Here is a 24,484-nt window from a genome sequence, read left to right as displayed (position 1 = left end):
GATAGACTTTTTCGACTTTGGCGTCGGGACGCATCATGAGCGGCTGGCTCCTGAGAGGTTTCGGGAGCTCAGCATCGGGGATCAGGTTGGGGCTTGGAATGTGGGGTTGGTGAGGCGGTTACAATTATCTTGAAGGACGTCTCATCAGCAGTATCGAACATCAGCACAGGCACCAGGAATGGCTGTCGTTTCTCAAGCGGATCAATCGAGAAACGCCCAAGCATCTTCAATTGCACCTGATCGCGGATAACTACGCCACGCATAAGCATCCTGAGGTCAAAGCGTGGTTGGCGAAGCACAAGCGGTTCCACATGCACTTCACCCCGACTTCCAGTTCCTGGATGAACATGGTGGAACGCTTTTTTCGGGATATCACGACCTATCTGCGTGAAGGCAGTTTCAGTTCGGTTCGTGAGCTCGAAGCATCGATCACCGCCTTTTTAGCACTCAGAAATGCGATGCCAACACGTTATGTATGGAATGCAGACGGTGAACAGATCCTGGCGAAGATCAAACGGGCACGTGATGCCATGGCATCACTTGCATGAGAAACGTTATTTATGAGGCGCCACACTAGCTCGCGGGAGAACTCCTCAAACATCTGTGAATAGGGCATCCACTGTGCGTCAATGCTAGAGGGAAGGCCACCCCATTTGTACTCCATAAATTTACCGTGGAATGGCGTCGTCTTGAGGATGCGCCGGTATTTTCTGTACGTCTCTATAGACATAGTGCCCTCTGTAATTGTCATTTAATCCTCATGCCTTGGCCGCTCTGCCTGAGTGATTTCCTGACATACGAGCCTGCACAACACATGTAGAAAAAACCTTCACTAATGATAGTTAATCACCGCGCCACTGCAATCCAATCGCAGCCATAACAAATCTCATGCCAATGTACGCGGCGACAATCTATCATTATTCAATCAATCTTTTATTGTGTACTTGCTAACAAAGTTTTTTGTGAAGCTCTTGATGCCTTCAAAGTCTGTCTCCGGCGTTATTTTACCTTTAAAATCCATCACTAACACATCCCTCTGCAGGTACACGTCAGTAAAGTGGTCGCCTTCTTGGTAACATTCACACTCCTTTAATTCTTTGTTAGCTAGATCGACCAATGCTTCTCGACTAAGAGCCTGTTTATAAGATGTCATATTGCAAACTCCTTTTTACCAATTTTGTGATCGAATATGAAATTGTTTCGATTAAGCACAAGTATGATCGCACCTGGCTGACTGCTGCGCCAAGGTTATTTTGGCTGGTTCAGTTTACCAAGACTGTGCTTAAGCTTGCCAAATAGCCCCCTAGGGCCGAATGCGCGAACCGACTGGCGAAGAATTTTCCACGTAATACCTGCATCTGAGGCTCTCTTTTTGAATTGTACTAGGGACAAGATCATCTCCCAAGGGAAACCATTCACACGAGTCCTGTGAAAGTCCCACGTTGTGAGAATCATTTGGCGCCCCGTGCTAGGAGATAATCGGTCCAAATGATTACCCAAAAACCTATGCAGTTTCCGGGCGCGGATGACAAAAATAGCTCCAATAATAGATTTGTGATCTGAAAAATCGACGTTTATTGCAACACACATGGCGTTCCAGTACTGAATAAAGAAGAGATTCTCTTTGAATAGGCACTCATCGTTCGAAAAACGCAGATCTAACACGAGAACGCTATAGGTTACTTGTTCGTTTCTAGACCGCCAACAGGTATGATTTGAATTGATCTGAGAGTCATCAATAAGAACGCCGAGCGCACCGGCCAACGCGTCTTGAACAGGCTTGGTAATGTTATCTAAATCACCAATCTTATCAGTTTCTTGACGATGAACTCGGTGCAGGTACCATGCAAACTCTATCTGGACGATCCCTGCTATAACCCACGTGAAACGCGATAGCTCCCGTTGGATTTCTTGAATTAGTTCCCGTTTGCGCTCTGCTTGGGATTGAGCGCTTACGATTTCATCAAATTCAATCTTCAGACAGATCGAAGCATCAGATAACTCTTCAATGATGAATGGATTTTCCTGATCACAATTTTCAGTTTCTACAGTGATGCGAGCCATTGCGCCAATGTCCAATGAGCGTTTTGAAAGAATGAGGTGCCACCATAAATAGTATGCACCTCATTCGAGCACAAGCCAGGGCGTTAGGACAGTTGTCCTCAAGAAGATCTCATCTACTCCCCCCATGGCCACTGAGTCGCTATGACATTCTATTGAGAGCCAGGCGGTAATGCGGCAGGAAACCACACCTCGATCACTTTTTTGTTGAGCGCGCTGGCCAATGTTCGGATCTGCCAACGCTCTTCAGACCGCCATACCTCGGGCACGAATTGAGATTTTTCGTTTGGTTCTTGGGGCAGCAAGGCCCTCGCGCACGCCGCGGCCTGAATGTCCTCATCGGTGTACTTGATGATGGTTGGCTGTGCGTAGCCGCCAGGGGCTTTGCGACCTTTGCGTAGAGCGGTCTCAAGCACATCCTCGGTAGGGGGAACTTCGGCACCCACTTCTTCACGCCACTGTTTGCCAAAAGCGGTGGCGACGCTTTCGAGTGCTGGTCCGAACACCTGGATGTATACCCTGTAGCCTTTGCAACTGAGCTCTTTTTTTACCTGTGCCTGCTCTTCCGGTTTTTCAGAGGCATTCACAACAACCTGCGAGGCATCGATTTCGGTGGGAACAGCCAAGCAGTTGTCTTGAACAGTGGTCACCCCATCGTAGCGACGCACCCAGTAGCGTGCTTCGCAAGCTTGCGCCCGGGGAGGAGTGAGACAGCTCGGGCGTATAGCATCGTCTTTCATCTTGGCGCAAAAAAGTCCGTGCGTGTCATTGGTATCGGATCTGTTCGTTTCGCACTGCTGGATGGTGGTCGCAACCATGGTTTTGAGGTATTCGTTGCGGGTGAAATCATCAAAACTGGGCGTGGTACAGTGCTGAGCGGCGCTTCGTAGCAACATGGCGGCCACTGCATCCCAGCCTGCTAAGTCGTTGGCCTGGCTCGACGCCATTATGTAGCGGGCGTTTAGTTCGTTGGATTCGCTCTGGTCGATCGCAATACTGGCGTTGGCGCGCTGCATCTGGGCTTCGAACAGTTGCCAAGCTGCTACGCCTGCCGAGGCTAGGGCGCCTAGGCTGAGAGTGGCGCCCACTGCGCCGCTGGCAACCATGCGCGAAACGCGCCGTCCACCGTTAAAAGTCAGTCGTTTTTCCCCATCGCGCCCGGTCATCATCACTGCGCCATCGTCATCAACAAACTGGCTGAAGTGCCGTGTCAATCCACCTGAGCTGGGCAGGTCTACTCCCTGCCCCAATCGGCAACCGAGCTGAAAGTAGCTCTCCCACTGAGCTTCGCTAAAGAACTGATCGGTGGTGGATTCCTGAGGGAAGAGCGGGTTTGTGAGCTTGAAGTTCTGAAGGTCTACAGGGATAGTGTTGGACAGATTAGGCTTCACTATGATCAGGTAGCCCTCCATACCGGTGGCTCGGTAATGTACCTTGGCCAATGCTAGGCAGGCATCACTGTCGTTGGCCGCCACATCGGCTAGCGAACCATACGCGTTTGCGCAGTCAGCAACGGTAGGGCGCTGGAAGACGATTTCTGTATCCAAGTCGATACGAGCTTTACGCACCAAGCTTTCCAAGTCTTCGAAGCGGTAGGTGGGGTCAGCACCGCAATCGGCCAGTACGATCAGCTCGCACTGCTCGCGTAGTAGGGCATAGGCGCCGGTGTTGTCGAAGTGGCCACCGTCACTTAAGTACCAATGTCGCAAGCGTCGGCCAGAAAATCGCCCTCTTAGTTCGGCCCACAGCAGCGAATACTTGCGCCAAAACGCTATCGATCCCTGCCCACTGTCCCACCAGTAGCCCAAGCGTACACCAGCCAAGGTCAGCAGCGTCGCGAGTCCCGGACGGGTGCTTGCGCCCAGCCCTGGCGCGAACGCCGCACCAGAAATAGCCATCCAAGTACCCAAGGTCATGGTTTGCTCCGGCGCCATACGTTTCCAGCCCTCATAGGCCACACGCATCAAGCCTCCGGGTGCCACGACCATCGGCTCCCCTTTGCGATCACTATTGAATAAACCGCCACGTGGGTCTTCCGTTTGGTTGATGCATACGTTCAGCAGATGCACTGGGCCGCCGCTATTGTGCGGCTGGTAGTTACCCAGTGGTACATCGTCGGCCTGCACCGGCAGGGTCACGGCCAAGTCATCCGGGCTGGGCTGGTGCGGTTGCAAAGGATCGCTTTGCCCGCCTTGGAAACGCGCCCGCGTGCTGGCCCCTAGGTAGGCGCGAACCAACCTCCCGCGATAAAACGTCTGCAAAGAGGAACGGTTTAGAAAATCGACGTTGGCCAGTGTCAGTAAAGCCCAGGCTACAGCTACTCCACCAAGCAAGTAGAGCACCTTGAAGCCACCCTCGTAATACGCAACCAGCCCACCTCGGAATACGACAGGGCTAACCAATCCGTGCACTACGCTTACCCAGAACACTACCAGTGCCGCCAACACGCCCAACCCGACAAGGCTCAACAACCCGAGCAGAGCATCGCGGCCAAACGGCCCCATATTCTTAGGTAGGTGGGCCAGTAGCGGCAACACGGCGCGCAGGGCGACACCGAGTACTATCAACCCTGGTCCTAAGCTGCTTGTGCTGCTATTTATCGATAGGTACCAAGCGAGTTGGTCAGCCCAACCGATTAGCACACAGCCCACCCCTCCGGCCAGCACGTAGCCCAGAGCGCGGGTAACCTGGTTACGTGCCTTGTCGACCTTGCTCCCATCCGGGCCGCAGAGCGCGAAGGCTAATACTGCACCGGCCATCCACATGCCCATAAACGCCGCGCCCAGTATGGTGGCGTACACCGGAAGCAGCTCCAGAATGGCCTTCAGCGGGTCATACTGGTACGCCCCAAACAACCCCATGGCTGCACACGGCGCCAGCAACGCATAGCGACTTATGGGCATCAGCCAGTAAGCGCAACTGAGCGCCCCGGCCAGCACGCCCAATAGCGGTAGCAATAGAAAAAGGGTAGGCAGAGTGGCAGCCAGCGACAATATTCCCCACAACCCAAGCCACGGAGCTTCAGCCAAGCTATCGCCAGCGTAATTACTGAGGGTGCTCCAGACGAACAGATCAATTCCGGCCAACAGACAGCCGAGCAGCAGGCCAAGCATCGCCAATTCCAAATGCACGCCCAGAAGGTTGCGGCTGAAGTTAGCAATAGCGAACAGTGTGTCTTTGCCGCCATTGGGAGCCAAATAGCGGCCATTGGAACGCAGCCAGGACAGCCACCAGCTTGCCTCCATGCGCGCCAGCATAGGCTCCAGATTTTGGCCCGCAAAAGCCTGGTTGAATAGCTTGCCCAAGCTAGAGCCTGCATAGCCGCCCCCAGACACTGTGGACATCAAGTCGAACTGGCGAAACTGGCCCTTTTGCGCCAAAGCCTTGGCGAGCCCCAAACAGAAGGTGGCGCTGCGTATGCCGCCCCCGGATAGCGCTAAGCCCCAAGGGCGCCTGTGGGCAGGTAGGGGCGGTACAAGCGCAGCCCTGCGCGCGTCTACCATTGCAGTCAACTCAGAGGGTGTCGGATCCATCGCGTAGTCTCGTCAGTTGCCGGCCAAAGCCAAGCAGGGGGAAGGTCACGGGTATGCGCCAGATGGCGTAGCACAAGCAACGTTTAGAAGGCTTGGGTACCTGCTAGGGCCTGTTACCGTTTCATCAACCGCGCCGAGGCCCTGCGGATTAGCTAACCCTCCATGAGAATTGCATGCAGTTGGAGCATAGATGAGCAAATTGCCACTATTTGCTCCGCTAGCGATTATTTTTCTATGCAGTTTTCAGGTAGGCAATGAAGCCAGCCCAGTCATGGCCTTTGTACTGATCGAGCATTGATTTTGGCAGTTTGATTTGGGGGAATCTCCAATCGATCGACAACTCCCAAGCAGGCTCGTTAAGGATCTGCGCGCCAGTAAAATATCGAACCTCATTCGCTGTGGCGTTGTAGATCAGAAAAATTCGCTCAGGGTTGTGGCTCACCACTTCACGGCTTAGCCCACGCTGATTGTTCCAGTTTTCACCGCTTTTGATCTGCACTTCGAAATATCTGCCGTTGTACCCAACGACCCCATCGATTCCCTTGTCGTCAACCAAAGCGGGGAAAACGTCGATCCCTTCACTTAGCAAGTATCCCCAGATGAGGAACTCGTTCCGCTTGCCTATGGCAAGCTTGTTCTTGATCTCTGAGTTTTGCGTCATAGCCAGCATCCAAATGAAGGGAAAACCATAATTAAAGAGCAGGCTCCAAAAAAAAGGCGGGGGATACATCAATGGGCCGAATCAGCCCAGATGCCTCATACCCTTGCGCCCTTTGTTCTTGGGGCAGCGCTCTGGGGGCAGGTATTGCTTTTTGGCCAAGCTATGCCTTGGAGCGGTGATGATGTTCAGCAGATAAGGGAGTAGCGCAGCACATAAACTGGCGCCGAAGATAATTCCGAGAACTATCCGTATCTCAGACCATCGTTCTGGCAATGCAGCAAGTAGCACCACACTGGCCAACGAGCCAACCAAAGCGGTCTTCCAAACACAAGGGGCGATGATGGCGTTTTTGAGGTCATGATCTGCCGGAGTTAATTAGCGATTATATGGATGTTTATATTTTCATGCGTGCTCTAGTGTGATGTGTTAGTATCTTTTTGAAGTGTGAAAGGTGCGGCTCTTGCTTTTTATAAAACTGCCGATGTTAAATAATGTTAGCGGCTAATGATAAAGTGGCAGGTAAAGGTTTTGGGTTTTGGGTTTTGGGTTTTGGGTTTAAATAAAATCGGCGCGTTCAAATAGTACAAGGCTCACCAAAATAAAAATCAGCCAAGATATTCTGGTTAGGGCTTGTAACTTGATTTTTGCTGCGGAAGATGAAGTTAAAAGCTTGACTCTTGAGCGTTTTATCTCGGCTTCGATTTCATCAATGCCCACGACTACATCATCATATTTGGATACTGATTGTTCAAACTCCTCGCTCAGTAAATCAATGTGGCCAATAACGTTGCTGTTGAGGGAGGCAATCATCCATGTCGAAATCAGTAGGCCAATAAATATTATGAAGAAATCCCAGCCATTAGCTGCTGATTTTAAAAATGCGCCAACTGCAATAACGCCCCCTGGTATTGCAAATGCCTTGGTCTGTTGAGTCATGATCGCATCTTGGACTTTGCATAAAAACCCAATGCGCTCACTTTCAATCCCCGCTAAAATCTTGTTCACTGAAAACTTGCTTATATAAACTTTGTAGCGCTCGGTGTAACTTTGGTAAAAGCTCCCCAGTGAGGACATCAAGAATTGGATGTTCCGATTTTCTTCTTCTTTGAGAGACTCTATCAGAGTCTCTCGCATAACATGCCGCCTCTCGTCGCAGTGCACATCATCTTCTTCTCCAACAGCTAGCTCTAGGGTCTTAGCGCGCTTAGCCCAAGACTCGTCAGCGGGAACCGATATTAGTTCGCTGTAGCTCATGGCGTACCGAACTTCAAGTTTCGTGAGAAAGGACTCTTTGGAACGGAAGAACACGTATTTCATCGGCTGGCTTTCATCACCTTCGTGGTGACAAAGGGATTTGAGCATTGAGCGCAATGAGAAATATGTACCCAGTCGAAGATTGAGTGCTGCTATTCCCTCTGTATCCATCCCAATCACATAGTGATGGTCGGGCTTTATCTCCCTAGTTCGTATCGTATGCCACAGTGCTTCAGCATCAGCAAAGAATGGAATGTAGCGATCAGTCCATGCCCTACTTGTGTAAAGGTAAATCTGATTACCTATCCGCTCTAGGCTTTGCGGGTTTTGGCAACCGTGCTGAATTAGAAAGTCATTAATTTCTGCATCGTCCAAACCCTCAGTATTGAGTACCAGTTGATCGTCATCCATTGAGATTCGGTCTAGCATCCTTGCATCCTCAAATATTCTCAGAGCCTATGCCCTTTAGTTTCTCCGAGACGTCGTTTGGAAGCTTGATAGTCAAATACACAAAATCTTTATCAACACTCAAGTCAGCACTTTTGTCGCCAATAGCTACTGCGTCAAGTTTGATGCGGCCGCTGAAGTCGCCAGACGGTAGTTTGACATCGACGAATCCCATGTTTCTTGCAGCTATATTCGAGGGTTGGAATTCTTCACTAACTTTGAATCGCTCTGAGTTTTCTGAGATGAACTTGGTAAGGCCACCATGGTGTGGAGAGCTTGATGGGAGGCATTTGTCAATTTCGCGCTGAATTTCTGATAGGTGTACTCTTTCTCCCGCTTTGCTCTCTATGTAACTAACCACGCGAGTGTGGATTTTTCGTCTGTCTGTTGCCGATAAATCACTAGCTTTTTCTGCGAAATACGCTGTTAGTGCATTTTTCAAGTTGTCGATACATACCTTGCCTGGTATAGAGTCGGAGCATCCTAGTGCTGCGTTGAAAAATTCACTCTTTGAGTTTCCCTTGATAAAGTACATATATGCCTCACCTTTATTTTCGGGGAAGCTAGACGAGAATGCGGTCAGATCCATACATGCAGCTTGTCTGAAATCTTGAAGATTTAAACTTTCTGTATCTTTAGGTGTGAGACTGCTATTGTCGTCGAAATCATATCCACCCTTTTTGCCGAGCATTATGACCAAAATATGGTCGCGGCAATGGAGATCTTGATAATGGGCAAATACAACATAGCCCTCACTAATTGATCTTCGAGCAGGATCATTCGCTTCATGGCAAAGTCGGTCCATTACTCCGGTGACGAAAGAATCAAAATCAGTATTGGCGCAGTAATTGGAAAAATTTTCTGCAGCCGAAATAATGCCCGGATCGACATAGCCGTAAATTCGACCGCTTCGTGAAAATTTTTTACCAATCAAATTAACAAAATCTACACAAACGCTGGAATTTAGATCCCAGTCCTTGCCTTTTTTACTGTCGTAAAAAGTGTGGCCCCCAATAGAGGTTTTGAAAAACCTCGCAGCACAGGCGCTCACGACTACAAGTGATTTTATTTCTACCTCTTCAGTGGCTGTTTCGGCACCAGTTACGTTTGTATTCAAATCCATGCCAAATTCATCCTTGGAATCTACCGGAAATTTCGGCGTATGAAAGCCGTAGGTTTGCATGTGGCCGATGATAGCACCTCGGCATCGCACGCATGCCATTTTGAATACCGGGTTGACATGGCTATTCATTGTCAAGGTACTGGACATCACGGCTGTCTCTGGTGTGCCAGTTTCAGCATGATTTCCTTATGTCCCCCCTTCCCATGTCACCCCCCACCCCCCAAATCTTCTAATTTCCCACCCCACCAGCGAGCCAGGACGGCACGCGTTGGCTTTACCCCCGGAACAGGCCCTCACACCCCTCGTTCCCGTCAACGATTCTCAAGGCAGGTCACCCCATGCATTTGCGCGATTTGATGGCTGTTCTCTCCACCCACGCAATCGGTCTTCAACGCGAAGGTGACGATCTGGTCATTCTCGGCAACGACGATTCACTGGACGACGCCGTCTGGGATCACCTGATCGCCCAAAAAGCCAATCTGCTGGACATGCTCGCGATCCGGGGCGGCAACTGGCTGAGCCCGGCTTACCGCATCACCCCGGACATGCTGCCGCTGGTCAATCTGGACCAGGCGGCCATCGACCGTATCGTCGACACGGTGCCGGGCGGGGTGGCGAATGTGCAGGACATTTACCCGCTGGCGCCGTTGCAGGAGGGGATGCTGTATCACCATTTGAGTGCGGCGCAGGGTGATCCGTATGTGTTGCAGGCGCAGTTTGCGTTTGCCGATGCCGGGCGTCTTGAGGCGTTTGGCGAGGCGTTGCAGTGGGTGATCGACCGTCACGATATTTTGCGCACGGCGGTGGTGTGGGAGCGTCTCGATGAGCCGTTGCAGGTGGTCTGGCGCCAGGCGACGCTGGTGCGTGAGGCGTTGAGTCTGGGCACGGCCGGGGATGTGTTGGCGCAGTTGCGGGCGCTTTATGATTCGCGCGATTTCCGTCTGGATGTGCGGCAGGCGCCGTTGTTGCGGCTGGTGTATGCGGCGGATCCGGCGAACAGCCGCGTGGTGGCGTTGTTGCTGTTTCACCATATGGCGCTGGATCACACGGCGCTGGATGTGGTGCGCCGCGAGATTCAGGCGTTTCTGGCCGGGCAGACGGCGCAGGTGGCGGCGGCGGTGCCGTTTCGCGATGCGCTGGCGCGGGTGCGCTTGAGCAATGATGAAGCGGCGCAGCAGGCATTTTTCAGTGCGATGCTGGGCGATATCGATGCGCCGACCTTGCCGTTCGGTGTGCAGGCGCAAGACGGGCAGGTGATCGAAGAGACCCGGTTGATGCTAGACAGCCCGTTGAGCCTGCGTTTGCGTGCCCAGGCGCGGCAGCTGGGTGTGAGTGTGGCGAGCCTGTTGCACCTGGCGTTTGCGCGGGTGTTGGGGCAGTTGTCAGGTCGTGATGCCGTGGTGTTCGGCACGGTGCTGTTGGGGCGCATGGATGCCGGCGACGGCAGCGACCGGGCGCTGGGCATGTTTATCAATACCTTGCCGCTGCGGGTGGATGTTGGCGGGCAGGGCGTGCGCGACGGGGTGTTGAGCACGCACCAACGGCTGACGGCGTTACTCGATCACGAACAGGCGTCGTTGGCGCTGGCCCAGCGTTGCAGCGCGGTGGCGGTGCCGACGCCGTTATTTGGCGCGATTCTGAATTATCGCCACAGCGATGCCGGCGACAGCGCCGAGGTCATCGAGGTGGCGCCGGGCATTCAGGTGCTGGGCAGCGAAGAGCGCACCAATTACCCGCTGACGGTGAATATCGACGACCTGGGCGAGGCGCTGCGCATCACGGCGTTGGCCGACGTGCGCATTGGCGCGGAACGCATTGCCAATTACCTGCACAGCGCGCTGTACAGCCTGGTCGATGCGCTTGACGCCGAACCGCAGGCGCCGCTGCAGCGTTTGAATATCCTCCCGGCCGAGGAGCGTCAGCACCTGCTGCATGGTTTTAACGCGCCAGCGCAAACGTTTGCCGATACGCCGCTGATCCACCAGCAGTTCGAGGCCCAGGCGCTGGCGCGGCCGCAGGCCACGGCGTTGATCTTTGAGGGCCAGACCCTGAGCTATGGCGAGCTGAACCGTCGCGCCAATCAGGTCGCGCATCAGTTGCTGGCGCTGGGCGCGAGGGCTGATGACCGCGTGGCGATCTGTGTCGAGCGTGGCTTCGAGATGATCGTCGGGCTGTTGGGCGTGCTCAAGGCCGGTGCCGGTTATGTGCCTATCGATCCGGGTTATCCGCAGGAGCGGATCAATTTCACCTTGCAAGACAGCGCGCCAGTGGCGGTGCTGGTGCAGGCGGATACTCGTCATTTGATAGCGGCTGCCGGTGTGCCTGGCATTGAGTTGGGCAGCCCTGCGTTGACGTACTTTGCGGACAGCAACCCGGTGATCGTCGGCCTGAGCAAGCATCACCTGGCGTATGTGATTTACACCTCCGGCTCCACCGGTACGCCCAAGGGGGTGATGGTCGAGCACCATAACGTTACGCGTCTGTTCAGTGCCACGCAGGCCGATTTTGCTTTCAATGCGCAGGATGTGTGGGCGCTGTTTCATTCGTTCGCCTTCGATTTTTCCGTGTGGGAAATCTGGGGCGCGCTGAGTCATGGCGGACAGTTGCTGATCGTGCCGCAGCGCATCAGCCGCTCGCCGGATGAGTGCTATGCGTTGCTGTGCCAGAGCGGTGTGAGCATTCTGAATCAGACGCCCAGTGCCTTTCGCCAGTTGATTGCGGCGCAGCAGGCCAGCCCGCTGAAGCATTCGTTGCGTGAGGTGATTTTCGGCGGCGAGGCGCTGGAGCCGGGCATGCTCAAACCTTGGTATGCGCAGCTCGGCAACGCCGGCACGCGGCTGGTGAACATGTATGGCATCACTGAAACCACGGTGCATGTCACGTATCGACCGTTGCAGGCGCAGGACGCGCAGTTGGTGGGGGTCAGTCCGATTGGCCGGGCGATTGCCGATTTGCAGTTGTATGTGCTGGACGAACAGCGCGAGCCGCTGCCGGTGGGCGTGGTCGGCGAGCTGTACGTCGGCGGTGCCGGCGTGGCGCGCGGTTACCTGAACCGCGAGCAGTTGAGTGCCGAGCGGTTTATTGCCGATCCGTTCAATGGCCGGGCTGCTGCACGTCTATACAAGACCGGCGACCTGGCGCGCTGGAACGCCGATGGCAGTCTCGATTACCTGGGGCGCAATGACGATCAGGTGAAAATTCGTGGTTTTCGGATCGAGCTGGGTGAAATCCAGGCGCAACTGGCAGCCCATGCCGGGGTGCGCGATGCCGTGGTGATTGCCCGTGAAGATCAACCGGGCGACCCGCGTCTGGTCGCTTACTGGATCGCGGCGCCGGGCGCGGAACCGGCGCCGGCCGAGTTGCGTGAGCACCTGCTGCACTCGCTGGCCGACTATATGGTGCCGAGCGCCTTTGTACGTCTTGACGCGTGGCCGCTGACAGTGAATGGCAAGCTGGACCGCAAGGCTTTGCCACGCCCGGACAGCGATGCCGTTGTCCGGCGTGAATTCGAAGCGCCGCTGGGTGAGGTTGAATGCCGTATCGCGGCGCTGTGGCAGGACGTGTTGCAGGTCGAGCGTGTCGGTCGGCAGGATAATTTCTTTGAACTGGGCGGGCATTCATTACTGGCGGTCAAGCTGGTCGAGCGCATGCGCCAGCAGGAGCTGCACGCCGATGTGCGCGTGCTGTTTGGCCAGCCGACGCTGGCGGCGCTGGCCGCTGCGGTGGGCGGCGGGCGTGAAATCGTGGTGCCGGCCAACCGTATTGCGGCAGATGCCGTGCAGATCACGCCCGAGATGTTGCCGCTGGTGAGCCTGGATCAGGCGCAGATCGAGCGGGTGCTGGCCACGGTGCCCGGTGGCGTCGCCAATGTGCAGGACATTTACGGACTGGCGCCGTTGCAGGCGGGCATTTTGTATCACCACCTGGCCAGCGAGGCCGGTGACCCGTATGTGTTGCAGGTGCAGTTCGCCTTTGACGGGCTGTCGCCGATCAAGGCCTTTGTCGCGGCGCTGAATGCGGTGATCGGCCGGCATGACATTTTGCGCACCAGTGTGGTGTGGGAAGGGTTGCCGGAGCCGGTGCAGGTGGTCTGGCGTCAGGCCCCGCTGGCGCTGGAGCGCATCGACGAAAGCGAGCTGCATGGCGATGTGCTGGAACAGTTACAGGCGCGCTTCGACCCACGCGATTACCGGCTGAACCTGCAACAGGCGCCGTTGATGCGCTTAGCCTATACCCAAGACGCAGCCAATCAGCGTTGGGTCGGCATTTTGCTGCTGCACCATATTCTGCTCGACCACACCGCGCTTGAAGTGTTGGTGGCAGAAATCAGCGAGCATCTGCAAGGCGTTGCCGGGCTGCAACCGGCGCCGGCGCAGTACCGTAATTATGTGGCCCAGGCGCGGCTGGGCGCGAACGATGAGGCGCATGAGGCGTTTTTCCGCGACATGCTCGGCGATGTCGACGAGCCGACGACGGTGTTCGGCCTGCACGACATTCAGGGTGACGGCAGCGCGATTGTCGACAGTCAGTTGCAACTGGATGCAGCCCTCGATCAGCGTGCCCGGCAACAGGCGCGTCAGCTGGGTATCAGCGTTGCCAGCCTGGTGCATCAGGCCTGGGCGCAGGTTCTGGCGCAGTTATCCGGGCGTCAGGACGTGGTGTTCGGCACCGTGCTGCTGGGCCGGTTGCAGGGCGGTGCGGGGGCTGATCGGGCGCTGGGGATGTTTATCAATACCTTGCCGCTGCGCGTTGAGGCGGCAGGCGCAACGGTGGTCGATGGCGTGCGCGCTACGCATCGGCGTCTGGCGCAGTTGCTGGGGCATGAGCAGGCCTCACTGGCGCTGGCGCAACGCTGCAGTGCGATGGCGGGCGGGCAGCCGCTGTTCAGCAGTTTGCTCAATTATCGTCATAGCGCGCCTGCCCAGGCAGAGGTGACGCAGTGGGCCGGTATCGAGGTGCTCAATTCGCGCGAGCGCAGCAACTACCCGCTGACGGTCAATGTCGACGATCAGGGCGATGGCCTGCGCGTGACCGTGCAAGCCGTGGCGTCTGTGGACGGCGCGCGGGTCTGCGATTATTTCAGCACCGCGCTGGGCAACCTGATCGCCGCGCTGGAACAGGCGCCGCAAACGCCGTTGCAGACGCTGTCGATGCTGTCGGACCAGGAGCGGGCGCGGGTGCTGGTCGGCTTCAACCTGACCGGCCGTCCGTTCCCCCGCGAGCAGACGCTGCAGCGTATGTTCGAAAGCCGTGTCGCCAGCCACCCGGATGCCGTGGCGGCGGTACAGGGCACGCAGTCATTGAGTTACCGCGAACTGAACGCGCAGGCCAACCGTCTGGCCCATCATCTGATCAGCCTCGGCGTGCAGCCGGGGCACAGTGTGGCGCTGTTGCTGGAGCGCTCGCTGGCGTTGCTGGTTGCGCAACTGGCGGTGCTCAAGTGTGCGGCGGTGTATGTACCGCTGGACGTCAATGCACCGGCCGAACGCCAGGCGTTCATGGTCCAGGACAGCCAGGCGCTGCTGACGCTGGATGCCGCCAGTCTTGAGGCGTTGGTGCTGGACGCTTATCCGGCGCACAACCCGGACCTGATGCAGTCCGCCGAGTCGGTGGCCTACATCATGTACACCTCAGGCTCCACCGGCATGCCCAAGGGGGTGCTGGTGCCGCACCGGGCGATCAGCCGGCTGGTGCTCAATAACGGCTATGCCGACTTCGATGAGCATGACCGGGTGGCGTTTGCCTCCAACCCGGCGTTCGACGCCAGTACCCTGGAAGTCTGGGCGCCGCTGCTCAATGGCGGCCGCGTGGTGGTGGTCGACCAGCACACGCTGCTGTCGCGCCAGGCCTTTGCGGCGCTGCTGGCCGAGCAGGCGATCACCCTGCTGTGGATGACCGCCGGGCTGTTTCACCAGTACGCCGCCGACCTGCTGCCGGCCTTCAGCCGTTTGCGCTACCTGATGGTCGGCGGCGATGTGCTGGACCCTGCGGTGATCAAACAGGTGCTGCGCGACGGCGCGCCGCAGCACCTGCTCAATGGCTATGGCCCGACCGAGGCCACGACCTTTACCACTACCTTCGAAATCCGGGCGGTGGGCGCGGGCAGCATTCCGATTGGTCGGCCGGTTGGCAATACCCGCGTGTATGTGCTCGATGCCTGGCAGCAACCGTTGCCGGTGGGTGCGGTGGGTGAGCTGTATGTCGGCGGCGACGGTGTGGCCAAGGGGTATTTGAACCAGCCGCAACTGACGGCTGAAAAGTTTCTCGTCGATCCGTTTGTTGCAGACAGCCACGCGCGGATGTACCGCACCGGCGATCGGGTCAGTTGGCAGGCGGACGGCACCTTGTTGTACCTGGGGCGCTTTGATCAGCAAGTGAAGATTCGCGGGTTCCGCATCGAGCCGGGCGAGATCGAGACGCGGCTGGCCAGCCTGCCGGCGATCCGTGAAGCGGCGGTGCTGGTGCGCGAAGAAACGCCGGGCGACAAGCGTCTGGTGGCGTATTTCACCGTTCACGAAGGCGAGCCGGCACCGGCGATCAGCGACCTGCACGCGCAGTTGCACAGCCAGTTGCCGGACTACATGGTGCCGTCGGCCTATGTGCAGCTGGCGCAATTGCCGCTGACCAACAACGGCAAACTCGACCGCCGCGCGTTGCCGGCACCGGACCAGGACGCGCTGCTCAGCCGCGGTTATGAGGCCCCGCAAGGCGCGACCGAAATCGCCTTGGCGCAGATCTGGGCCGAATTGCTCAAGGTTGAGCAGGTGGGCCGCCATGATCACTTTTTCGAACTGGGCGGGCATTCGTTGCTGGCGGTGACGCTGATCGAGCGCATGCGCCAGATTGGCTTGAGTTGCGATGTGCGTGCGCTGTTCAGCCAGCCGACCCTGGCAGCGTTGGCAACCGCTGTGGGCAGCGGCCGCGAGATCACGGTGCCGGCCAGCCGCGTGCCGCAGGGGGCGCGGCATATCACCCCGGACATGCTGGCGCTGACCACGCTGGAACCGGCCGCCATCGAGCGCATCGTCGCCACGGTGCCGGGCGGCGCGGCCAATGTGCAGGAAATCTACGGCCTGGCGCCGTTGCAGGAAGGCATTCTTTATCACCACATCAGTGCCGCCCAGGGCGACCCGTACCTGTTGCAGTCGCGGCTGGCGTTCGACAGCCTGGCGCGGCTGCAGAGCTTTGCCGCGACCTTGCAGCAGGTCATCGACCGCCACGACATCTTGCGCACTTCGGTGGTCTGGGAAGGTTTGCCAGCGCCGCAGCAAGTGGTGTGGCGCAAGGCTGAGCTGCCGCTGCTGGAAGTGCCGCTGGACCCGGCCAATGGCGACATGCTTGAGCAGTTGCATGCACGCTTTGACGCCCGCCACTACCGCCTGGACCTGAGTCAGGCGCCGTTGCTGCGCATCGTTTACGCGCAGGATCCGGCGCAGCAGCGGGTGGTCGCGATTCTGCTGTTTCACCATCTGGTGCTGGACCACACCGCCATGGAAGTGGTCGGTCAGGAAATGCAGGCGCTGATGTTCGGGCACGGCGCTGCCCTGGCCACGCCGGTGCCGTACCGCAACTACGTGGCCCAGGCACGACTGGGCGCGGGCGAGCAGGAGCACGAAGCGTTTTTCCGCGACATGCTGGGCGATATCGACGAGCCGACGCTGCCGTTTGGCCTGCACGACGTGCAGGGTGACGGCCACGGCATCGAGGAGGCACGCCGGGCGCTGGACGCGGCGCTGAGCCTGCGTTTGCGCAGCCAGGCCCGGCAATTGGGCGTCAGTGCCGCCAGCCTCATGCACCTGGCCTGGGCGCGGGTGCTCGGCGTATTGGCCAACCGCCGTGACGTGGTGTTCGGCACGGTGCTGCTGGGCCGTATGCAAGGCGGCGAGGGCGCCGACCGGGCGCTGGGCGTGTTTATCAATACCTTGCCGCTGCGCGTCGATGCCGGCAGCAGCGTGCGCGACGGCGTGCGCATCACCCATCAGCGGCTGACCGCATTGCTCGGCCATGAACATGCGTCCCTTGCATTGGCCCAGCGTTGCAGCGCGGTGCCGGCCTCGTCGCCGCTGTTCAGCGCCTTGCTCAACTACCGGCACAGCAGCGCCGAGCACGCACCACGCGACGGCCAGGGTATCTGGGAAGGCGTGCGTTTGCTGGGCGGTGAAGAACGCAGCAACTACCCGCTGACCTTGAGCGTCGACGATCTGGGTGACGACTTCGCCCTGACCGTGCTGGCCACCGCCCACAGCGGCGCCGAGCGGATTGGCGGCTATATGCACACCGCCGTGGAGCAACTGGTGGCGGCGCTGGAACAGCACCCGCAGCAGCGGCTCGATCGGTTGCCGATTCTGTCGGTGAACGAGCGGGCGCAGGTGCTGGAAGGGTTTAACCAAACGCAAGCGGAGTATCCGCAGGGCTTGAGCATTCATCAGCGGGTCGAGCAACAGGCTTATACGCGGCCAGAGGCTGTGGCGGCGGTGTATCAGGGCCAGTCGCTGACTTATGCCGAGCTGAACCGGCAGGCCGACGGGCTGGCGCAGTGTCTTGTTGAGATGGCCGTGCAGGCGGACGACCGCGTAGCGGTGTTTGCCCGGCGCGGGCTGGAAACGCTGGTCGGGTTGCTGGGTGTTTTGAAGGCGGGGGCAGGGTATGTGCCGATTGATCCGGCGCATCCGGCAGAGCGGATCGAGTATTTATTAAGCGACAGCGGGCCGCAGGTGGTGCTGACGGTTAGCGCATTGCGCGGGCGCTTGCCCGAATTGGCGGTGCCGGTTATTGACCTGGACGCCGCTTTTACTGATGGCGCGGTTCTTGTAGGAGGGAGCTCTGCTGGCGATGAGGCCAGCAAGACCAACACATCTGCTGCGTCTGTTATACCGGCAATCGCCAGCAGAGCTGCCTCCTACAGGTTATGCAGCAAGGCGAATGCACTGGCCTACGTGATCTACACCTCCGGCTCCACCGGCCAGCCCAAAGGCGTCATGGTCGAACACCAGACCCTTGCAAATCTGGTCGACTGGCACTGCCAGACCTTCGACCTGAAACCTGGCCAACATACCTCAAGCCTCGCCGGCTTCGGCTTCGATGCCACCGCCTGGGAAATCTGGCCCGCCCTGTGCAGCGGCGCCACCCTGCACCTGGCGCCGACTCAAGACGGCGCTGAAGACATCGACGCTTTATTGACCTGGTGGCGCGCCCAGCCGCTGGATGTCAGCTTCTTGCCGACGCCCATCGCCGAATACGCCTTCAACTACGCCACACCACATCCAACCCTGCGCACTCTGTTGATCGGCGGCGACCGCCTGCGTCAATTCCCCAACAACCAGCGCTTCGATGTGGTCAATAACTACGGCCCCACCGAAACCACGGTGGTCGCCACTTCGGGCCTTGTAAAAGCAGGCCAGGCGCTGCATATCGGCAAACCCATGGCCAATGCCAAGGCTTATGTGCTGGACGAACAGCACCAGCCAGTCCCGATTGGCGTCGCGGGCGAGCTGTACATCGGCGGTGCCGGTGTCGCGCGCGGTTACCTCAATCGCCCGGATCTGACCGCCGAACGCTTCCTTGAAGACCCGTTCAGCGCAGCGCCCAACGCGCGCCTGTACAAAACCGGCGATCTGGTGCGCTGGCTGGCCGACGGCACGCTCGACTACCTGGGCCGCAACGACGACCAGGTCAAGATCCGTGGCGTGCGTGTCGAGTTGGGCGAGATCGAAGCCGCGTTGCTGACTCATCCCGAGGTCGATGAGGCGGTGGCGCTGGTGCGCGGTGGGCAGCTGCTGGTCTGGTTTACCGCCACGCACAGTGAGGTCGATATCCAGGCCTTGCGCAGTCATTTGCAGGGCCGTTTACCGGAGGCACTGATCCCGACGGCCTATGTGCGCATCGACAGCTGGCCGCTGACCGTCAATGGCAAGCTGGACCGCAATGCGCTGCCGGACCCGGACTCGGGCGCGCTGCTGAGCCGCGAATACGCAGCCCCGCAAGGCGAGACCGAAACCACCCTGGCGCAGATCTGGGCCGAGGTGCTCAAGGTGGAGCGGGTTGGGCGGCATGACCATTTCTTCGAACTGGGTGGGCATTCGTTGCTGGCCGTAAGCCTGATCGAGCGCATGCGCCAGGCCGGGCTAAGCAGCGATGTGCGGGTGTTGTTCAACCAGCCGACCCTGGCTGCGTTGGCCGCTGCCGTGGGCAACGGGCGGGAAGTCACGGTGCCGGAGAACCTGATCCCTGACAACTGCCAGCTGATCACCCTGGCCATGCTGCCGCTGGTGACACTGACGCAGGCTGATATCGAGCGCATTGTCGCCAGCGTGCCCGGTGGCGCGGCCAATGTGCAGGATATTTACCCCTTGGCGCCGTTGCAGGAGGGCATTCTTTATCACCACATCAGCGCCAGCCAGGGCGACCCGTACCTGCTGCAATCGTGCCTGGCCTTCGACAGCCTTGAACGCCTGAATGCCTTTGCCCAGGCCTTGCGCACGGTCATTGCCCGCCACGACATTCTGCGTACCGCCGTGCTGTGGCAGGGCCTGCCGGTGCCGGTGCAAGTGGTCTGGCGCCATGCCGGGCTGCCGTTGACCGAGGTGTCGGTCGATTCGACCCAGGACGTGCTCGAGCAATTACAGGCGAACTTCGATGCCCGTCATCACCGCCTGGACATTACCCAGGCGCCGCTGGTGCACCTGGTCTATGCCCAGGACCCGGCCAACGACCGGCTGGTGGCCATTTTGCTGTTCCATCACCTGGCGCTGGACCATACGGCGCTCGAGGTGGTGCGCCAGGAAATGCAGGTCAGCCTGCTGGGCCTCGATGAATCGCTGGGCCAGGCCATTCCTTACCGCAACTACGTGGTGCAGGCGCGCCACGGCGTCAGTGAGCAGGAGCACGAAGCGTTTTTCCGCGAGATGCTCGGTGATATCGACGAGCCTACGTTGCCGTTCGGGCTGCAAGATGTGCAGGGCGATGGCGTGGACATCGAGCAATTCCAGCTGACCCTGCCCGCGTCGCTGACGCTGAACATCCGGCGTCAGGCCAAAGTGGCCGGGGTGAGTGCCGCCAGCCTGTTCCACCTGGCCTGGGCGCGGGTGCTGGCTGCCAGCAGTGGCCGTGACAGCGTGGTGTTCGGCACCGTGCTGCTGGGCCGTTTGCACGGCGGTGCCGGTGCCGACCGGGGCCTGGGGATGTTCATCAACACCTTGCCGCTGCGCATCGACCTGCAAGGCCAGGGTGTGCGCGCGGCGCTGCAAGGCACCCATGCCCGGCTCAGCGCGCTGCTGACCCATGAACACGCCTCATTGGCGCTGGCGCAACGCTGCAGTGGCGTGGCCGCGCCGCTGCCGCTGTTCAGTTCGATGCTCAACTTCCGCCACAGCGAAAACCACGCCAGCCAGCAACAGGCGCTGCAAGGCATCGTCACCCTGAGCCACGAAGGCCGCACCAACTACCCACTGACCCTGAACGCCGACGACATGGGTGATGATTTTAGACTGACTGTCTTGACCCCATCTTCTATTGGTGCGCAGCGGCTGTGCGGCTATATGCAGCAGGCCCTGGCCGGCCTGGTCGACGCCTTGGCGAGTGAGCCGCAACGACCGGTCGAGCGCCTGCCGGTGCTGCTGGACGAAGAGCGTCATCTGTTACTCGAACGCTTCAATGCCACTGCCGTGCCGTATGACCTTGAGCAGACCTTGCATGGTTTGTTCGAAGCGCAGGTGCTGCGTACGCCTGAAGCCATTGCGGTGCAGGCGGGTGACTTGCGCCTGAGCTATGCCGAGCTGGACGCGCGGGCCAACGGGTTGGCGCATGAACTGATCGCTCGCGGCGTGCAGGCGGATGATCGCGTGGCGATCTGCGTCGAGCGCGGCCTGGAGATGGTGATCGGGCTGTTGGGGATCTTGAAGGCCGGCGGCGCGTACGTGCCGCTGGACCCGGCTTACCCGCAGGAACGGCTGGCGCACATGCTCGAAGACAGCGCGCCGGTGGTGGTGCTGGTGCATGAAGCGACGCGGGGGGTGTTGCCGGTTGTGGATATGCCCGTGATGGAGTTCGGTGCGCGTACAAATGCCGCGAATGTCCATGTAGATACCCATGCAAACCACTTGGCCTACGTCATCTACACCTCCGGCTCCACCGGCAAGCCCAAAGGTGTGATGAACGAACACGCCGCCGTGGTCAATCGCTTGCTGTGGATGCAGGACGCCTACGGCCTGACCGCAGCCGATACGGTCCTGCAAAAGACCCCGTTCAGCTTCGATGTCTCGGTCTGGGAATTCTTCTGGCCACTGATCACCGGCGCCCGGCTGGTCATGGCCAAACCCGAAGGACACAAGGACCCGGCTTACCTGAAACAGGTGATCGCCCAGGAAAACATCACCACCCTGCATTTCGTGCCTTCCATGCTCGATGTGTTCCTGGCCCATGACGACAACAGCGCCAGCCCTTCACTCAAACGGGTGATCTGCAGTGGCGAGGCGTTGCCGGGCAGTCTGGTACGGCGCTTCAAGGCGCAACTGCCGGACAGCGAACTGCACAATCTTTATGGCCCGACCGAAGCGGCGGTGGACGTCACCGCCTGGCACTGTGTTGATCCTGCCCCGGACAACACCCCGATTGGCAAACCCATCGCCAATACGCGCATGTACATCCTCGACGCCCAGCAACAGCCGGTGCCGCTGGGCGTGGTCGGCGAGCTGTATATCGGTGGCGTGCAGGTCGCCCGTGGCTACCTCAATCGCCCGGAATTGAATGCCGAACGCTTTCTCGATAACCCGTTCAGCCAGGGCAGGCTGTACCGCACCGGCGACGTAGCGCGCTACCTGCCGGATGGCAATATCGAATACCTGGGCCGCAACGACGATCAGGTCAAGATCCGTGGCCTGCGTATCGAGCTGGGCGAGATTCAGGCACGCCTGACCGAGCGGTCTGAAATTCGCGAAGCCGTGGTGGTTGCTCATGATCAGCGTCTGATCGCCTATTACACCGCCGCCGAGCGTCTGGACATCGATCTGCTGCGTGCGCACCTGCTCGACCGCCTGCCGGAGTTCATGGTGCCGGCGACCTTTGTCCATCTGCACGCCTTGCCCCTGAGCCCCAACGGCAAGCTGGACCGCAAGACACTGCCGGCCCCGGATGCGCAGTCGATCAAGACCCGCGAATACGAAGCGCCCCAGGGTGAGCTGGAAATCACCCTGGCGCGGCTCTGGGCCGAGCTGCTGGGGGTGGAACGGGTCGGGCGTCAGGATCACTTTTTCGAGCTGGGTGGCCATTCGTTGCTGGCCGTGACCCTGATCGGACGTTTGCAACAACAAGGAATCGAGGCTGATGTCAGGGCATTGTTCGAGCAACCGACCCTGGCCGGCTATGCCGCTATCACGGAAAGAATGGAGATCGTCCTGTGAGCCTGAATGACGTATTGACGGCCTTGAAGGCCAGGGACATTCAGTTGGCCCTCAAGGATGACCAACTGCTGGTGCAAGGCAACAAACAAGCGCTCAGCGAGCCGGGCATGCTGGCGCTGCTGCGTGAACACAAGCCGGCGCTGCTGGCGTTGATCCGCAGCGGGCAGTACACACCCGGCGCCAGCGGTCCGGTGCAGGTGCCGGCCAATGGCGTCCCGGCTGATGCGACGCGCATTACCCCGGCGATGCTCAACCTGCTGAGTCTGGAGCAGACCGAGATCGACACGATTGTCGCCACGGTGCCGGGCGGCGCGGCCAATGTGCAGGACATTTACCCGCTGGCGCCGTTGCAGGAAGGCATTCTGTACCACCATGTCAGCGCCGCCCACGGCGATCCGTATGTGATGCAGACGCCTTTTGTCTTCGCCAGTGTCGAGCGGCTGGAAGCCTTTGCCCAGGCGCTGCAAGCGGTGATCGATCGCCACGATATCTTGCGCACGGCAGTGCTTTGGCAAGGCTTGTCGGCACCTGTGCAGGTGGTCTGGCGGCAGGCGCAACTGTCGCGCGAAAGCCTTGAGCCTGCGCCCGGTGAAGAGGCGCTGGACAGCCTGAAAGCGCGTTTCGACAGCCGTCATTACCGGCTGGAGGTCAGCCGTGCGCCGCTGCTGCATCTGGCGCATGCCTGGGATGAAGGCGCACAGCGCATTGTCGCCATTCTGCTGTTTCACCATATGGCCCTGGACCACAGCGCGCTGGACGTGGTGCGCCATGAAATCCAGGCTTTTCTCAGCGGTCAGGGCGCGCAACTGGGCACGCCGGTGCCGTTTCGCAACTATGTGGCGCAGGCGCGGCTGGGCATCAGCGAGCAGGAACACGAAGCGTTCTTTCGCGACATGCTCGGCGCAATCGATGAACCGACCTTGCCGTTTGGCCTGCATGATGTGCAGGGCGACGGCAGCAGCATCGAAGAATGCCATGTGCCGCTGCCGAGCCCGCTCAGCGTGCGCCTGCGCGCTCAGGCGCGGCAGCAGGGGGTCAGTGCCGCCAGCCTGTTTCATCTGGCCTGGGCGCGAGTCTTGAGTGGCGTCACCGGGCAGTCGAACGTGGTCTTTGGCACTGTATTGATGGGCCGCTTGCAAGGCGCCGAGGCCACCGACCGGGCGCTGGGCATCTTCATCAATACCTTGCCGTTGTGTGTGCAGATCGGCTCCGAAGCGGTGGCCACGGCCTTGCAAGCTACCCATGCGCGGCTGATTACCCTGATGCGTCATGAACACGCACCGCTGGCGCTGGCCCAGCGTTGCAGCGGCGTGCCGGCCCCGGCGCCGTTATTCAGTGCGTTGCTCAACTATCGGCACAGCGCCAGCGGCAGCAAGCACACCGCCAGCGCCCAGACCCTGGCCGCCTGGGAGGGTATCGAAACCCTGCGCGGCAAGGAGCGCACCAATTTTCCGCTGACGCTCAGCATCGACGACCTGGGCCGTGATTTCAGCCTGAGCCTGCTGGCCAGCCCGCAGGCCGACGGGCAGCGGGTCTGTGATTATGTCGTGCGTGCAGTGGAACAGCTGGTCGATGCACTGGAGCAGGGTGCAGGGCAGGCGATCAACAGCCTGTCGATGTTGCCTGCGGCAGAGCGCGAGCAAGTGCTGGAAGGGTTTAACAAAACGCAGGCGGATTATCCGCAGGGCTTGAGCATTCATCAGCGGGTCGAGCTGCAGGCACGCGCGCGGCCAGAAGCTGTGGCGGCGGTGTATCAGGGCCAGTCGCTGATCTATGCCGAGCTGAACCGGCAGGCCGACGGGGTGGCGCAGCATCTGATCGGGCTGGGCGTGCAGGCCGATGACCGCGTAGCGGTGTTTGCCCGGCGCGGGCTGGAAACGCTGGTCGGGTTGCTGGGCGTGTTGAAGGCCGGGGCAGGGTATGTGCCGATTGATCCGGCGCATCCGGCAGAGCGGGTGGCGTATTTATTGAGTGATAGCGGGCCGAAGGTGGTGTTGACGGTCGGTGC

At 59.1% G+C, this 24,484-nt stretch carries 8 protein-coding genes and 1 pseudogene; 3 read left to right on the top strand and 6 right to left on the bottom strand.

What is annotated here, in order from left to right; genetic code table 11:
* Window positions 1-122: 122 nt before the first annotated feature.
* Window positions 123-548 (top strand): annotated as a pseudogene (locus tag ACYP2A_RS19400) (IS630 family transposase); the annotation flags it as partial.
* Window positions 549-925: 377 nt separating this feature from the next.
* Here the strand turns inward: ACYP2A_RS19400 and ACYP2A_RS19395 are convergent.
* The 6 genes from ACYP2A_RS19395 to ACYP2A_RS19370 form a co-directional block, all read right to left on the bottom strand.
* A complete protein-coding gene (locus ACYP2A_RS19395; RefSeq protein ID WP_459747354.1) occupies window positions 926-1,153 on the bottom strand; it encodes a YciN family protein in 228 nt (75 codons plus the stop codon).
* A 95-nt stretch (window positions 1,154-1,248) separates the two neighbouring features.
* A complete protein-coding gene (locus tag ACYP2A_RS19390) occupies window positions 1,249-2,064 on the bottom strand; it encodes a RusA family crossover junction endodeoxyribonuclease (RefSeq protein ID WP_459747353.1) in 816 nt (271 codons plus the stop codon).
* A 149-nt stretch (window positions 2,065-2,213) separates the two neighbouring features.
* Window positions 2,214-5,366 carry a hypothetical protein gene (locus ACYP2A_RS19385; RefSeq protein WP_459747352.1) on the bottom strand — a complete coding sequence of 1,051 codons (3,153 nt, stop codon included), beginning with the start codon at window positions 5,364-5,366 and terminating at the stop codon, window positions 2,214-2,216.
* Window positions 5,367-5,826: 460 nt separating this feature from the next.
* Window positions 5,827-6,255 (bottom strand): hypothetical protein, encoded by a 429-nt coding sequence (locus tag ACYP2A_RS19380; protein WP_459747351.1) that lies wholly within the window; start codon window positions 6,253-6,255, stop codon window positions 5,827-5,829.
* A gap of 555 nt (window positions 6,256-6,810) precedes the next feature.
* Window positions 6,811-7,920, bottom strand: a complete 1,110-nt coding sequence (locus ACYP2A_RS19375; protein ID WP_459747350.1) for a hypothetical protein — start codon at window positions 7,918-7,920, stop codon at window positions 6,811-6,813.
* Window positions 7,921-7,948: 28 nt separating this feature from the next.
* Window positions 7,949-9,226 carry a nucleoid-associated protein gene (locus ACYP2A_RS19370; RefSeq protein WP_459747349.1) on the bottom strand — a complete coding sequence of 426 codons (1,278 nt, stop codon included), beginning with the start codon at window positions 9,224-9,226 and terminating at the stop codon, window positions 7,949-7,951.
* Window positions 9,227-9,417: 191 nt separating this feature from the next.
* On the opposite strand from ACYP2A_RS19370, the gene ACYP2A_RS19365 reads away from it, so the two are divergent.
* Together ACYP2A_RS19365 and ACYP2A_RS19360 are read left to right on the top strand one after the other, a co-directional pair.
* Entirely contained in the window at window positions 9,418-22,476 is a 13,059-nt protein-coding gene (locus tag ACYP2A_RS19365) for an amino acid adenylation domain-containing protein (RefSeq protein ID WP_459747347.1), read from the top strand.
* On the top strand, window positions 22,473-24,484 hold a 2,012-nt coding region (locus ACYP2A_RS19360; RefSeq protein WP_459747346.1), incomplete at its 3' end, for a condensation domain-containing protein. The genes ACYP2A_RS19365 and ACYP2A_RS19360, both read left to right, overlap by 4 nt.

Source organism: Pseudomonas sp. 3A(2025) (assembly GCF_054589175.1).
The sequence above is the reverse complement of the archived record's forward strand: the minus strand, read 5'-3'. Positions and strand labels throughout refer to the sequence as shown.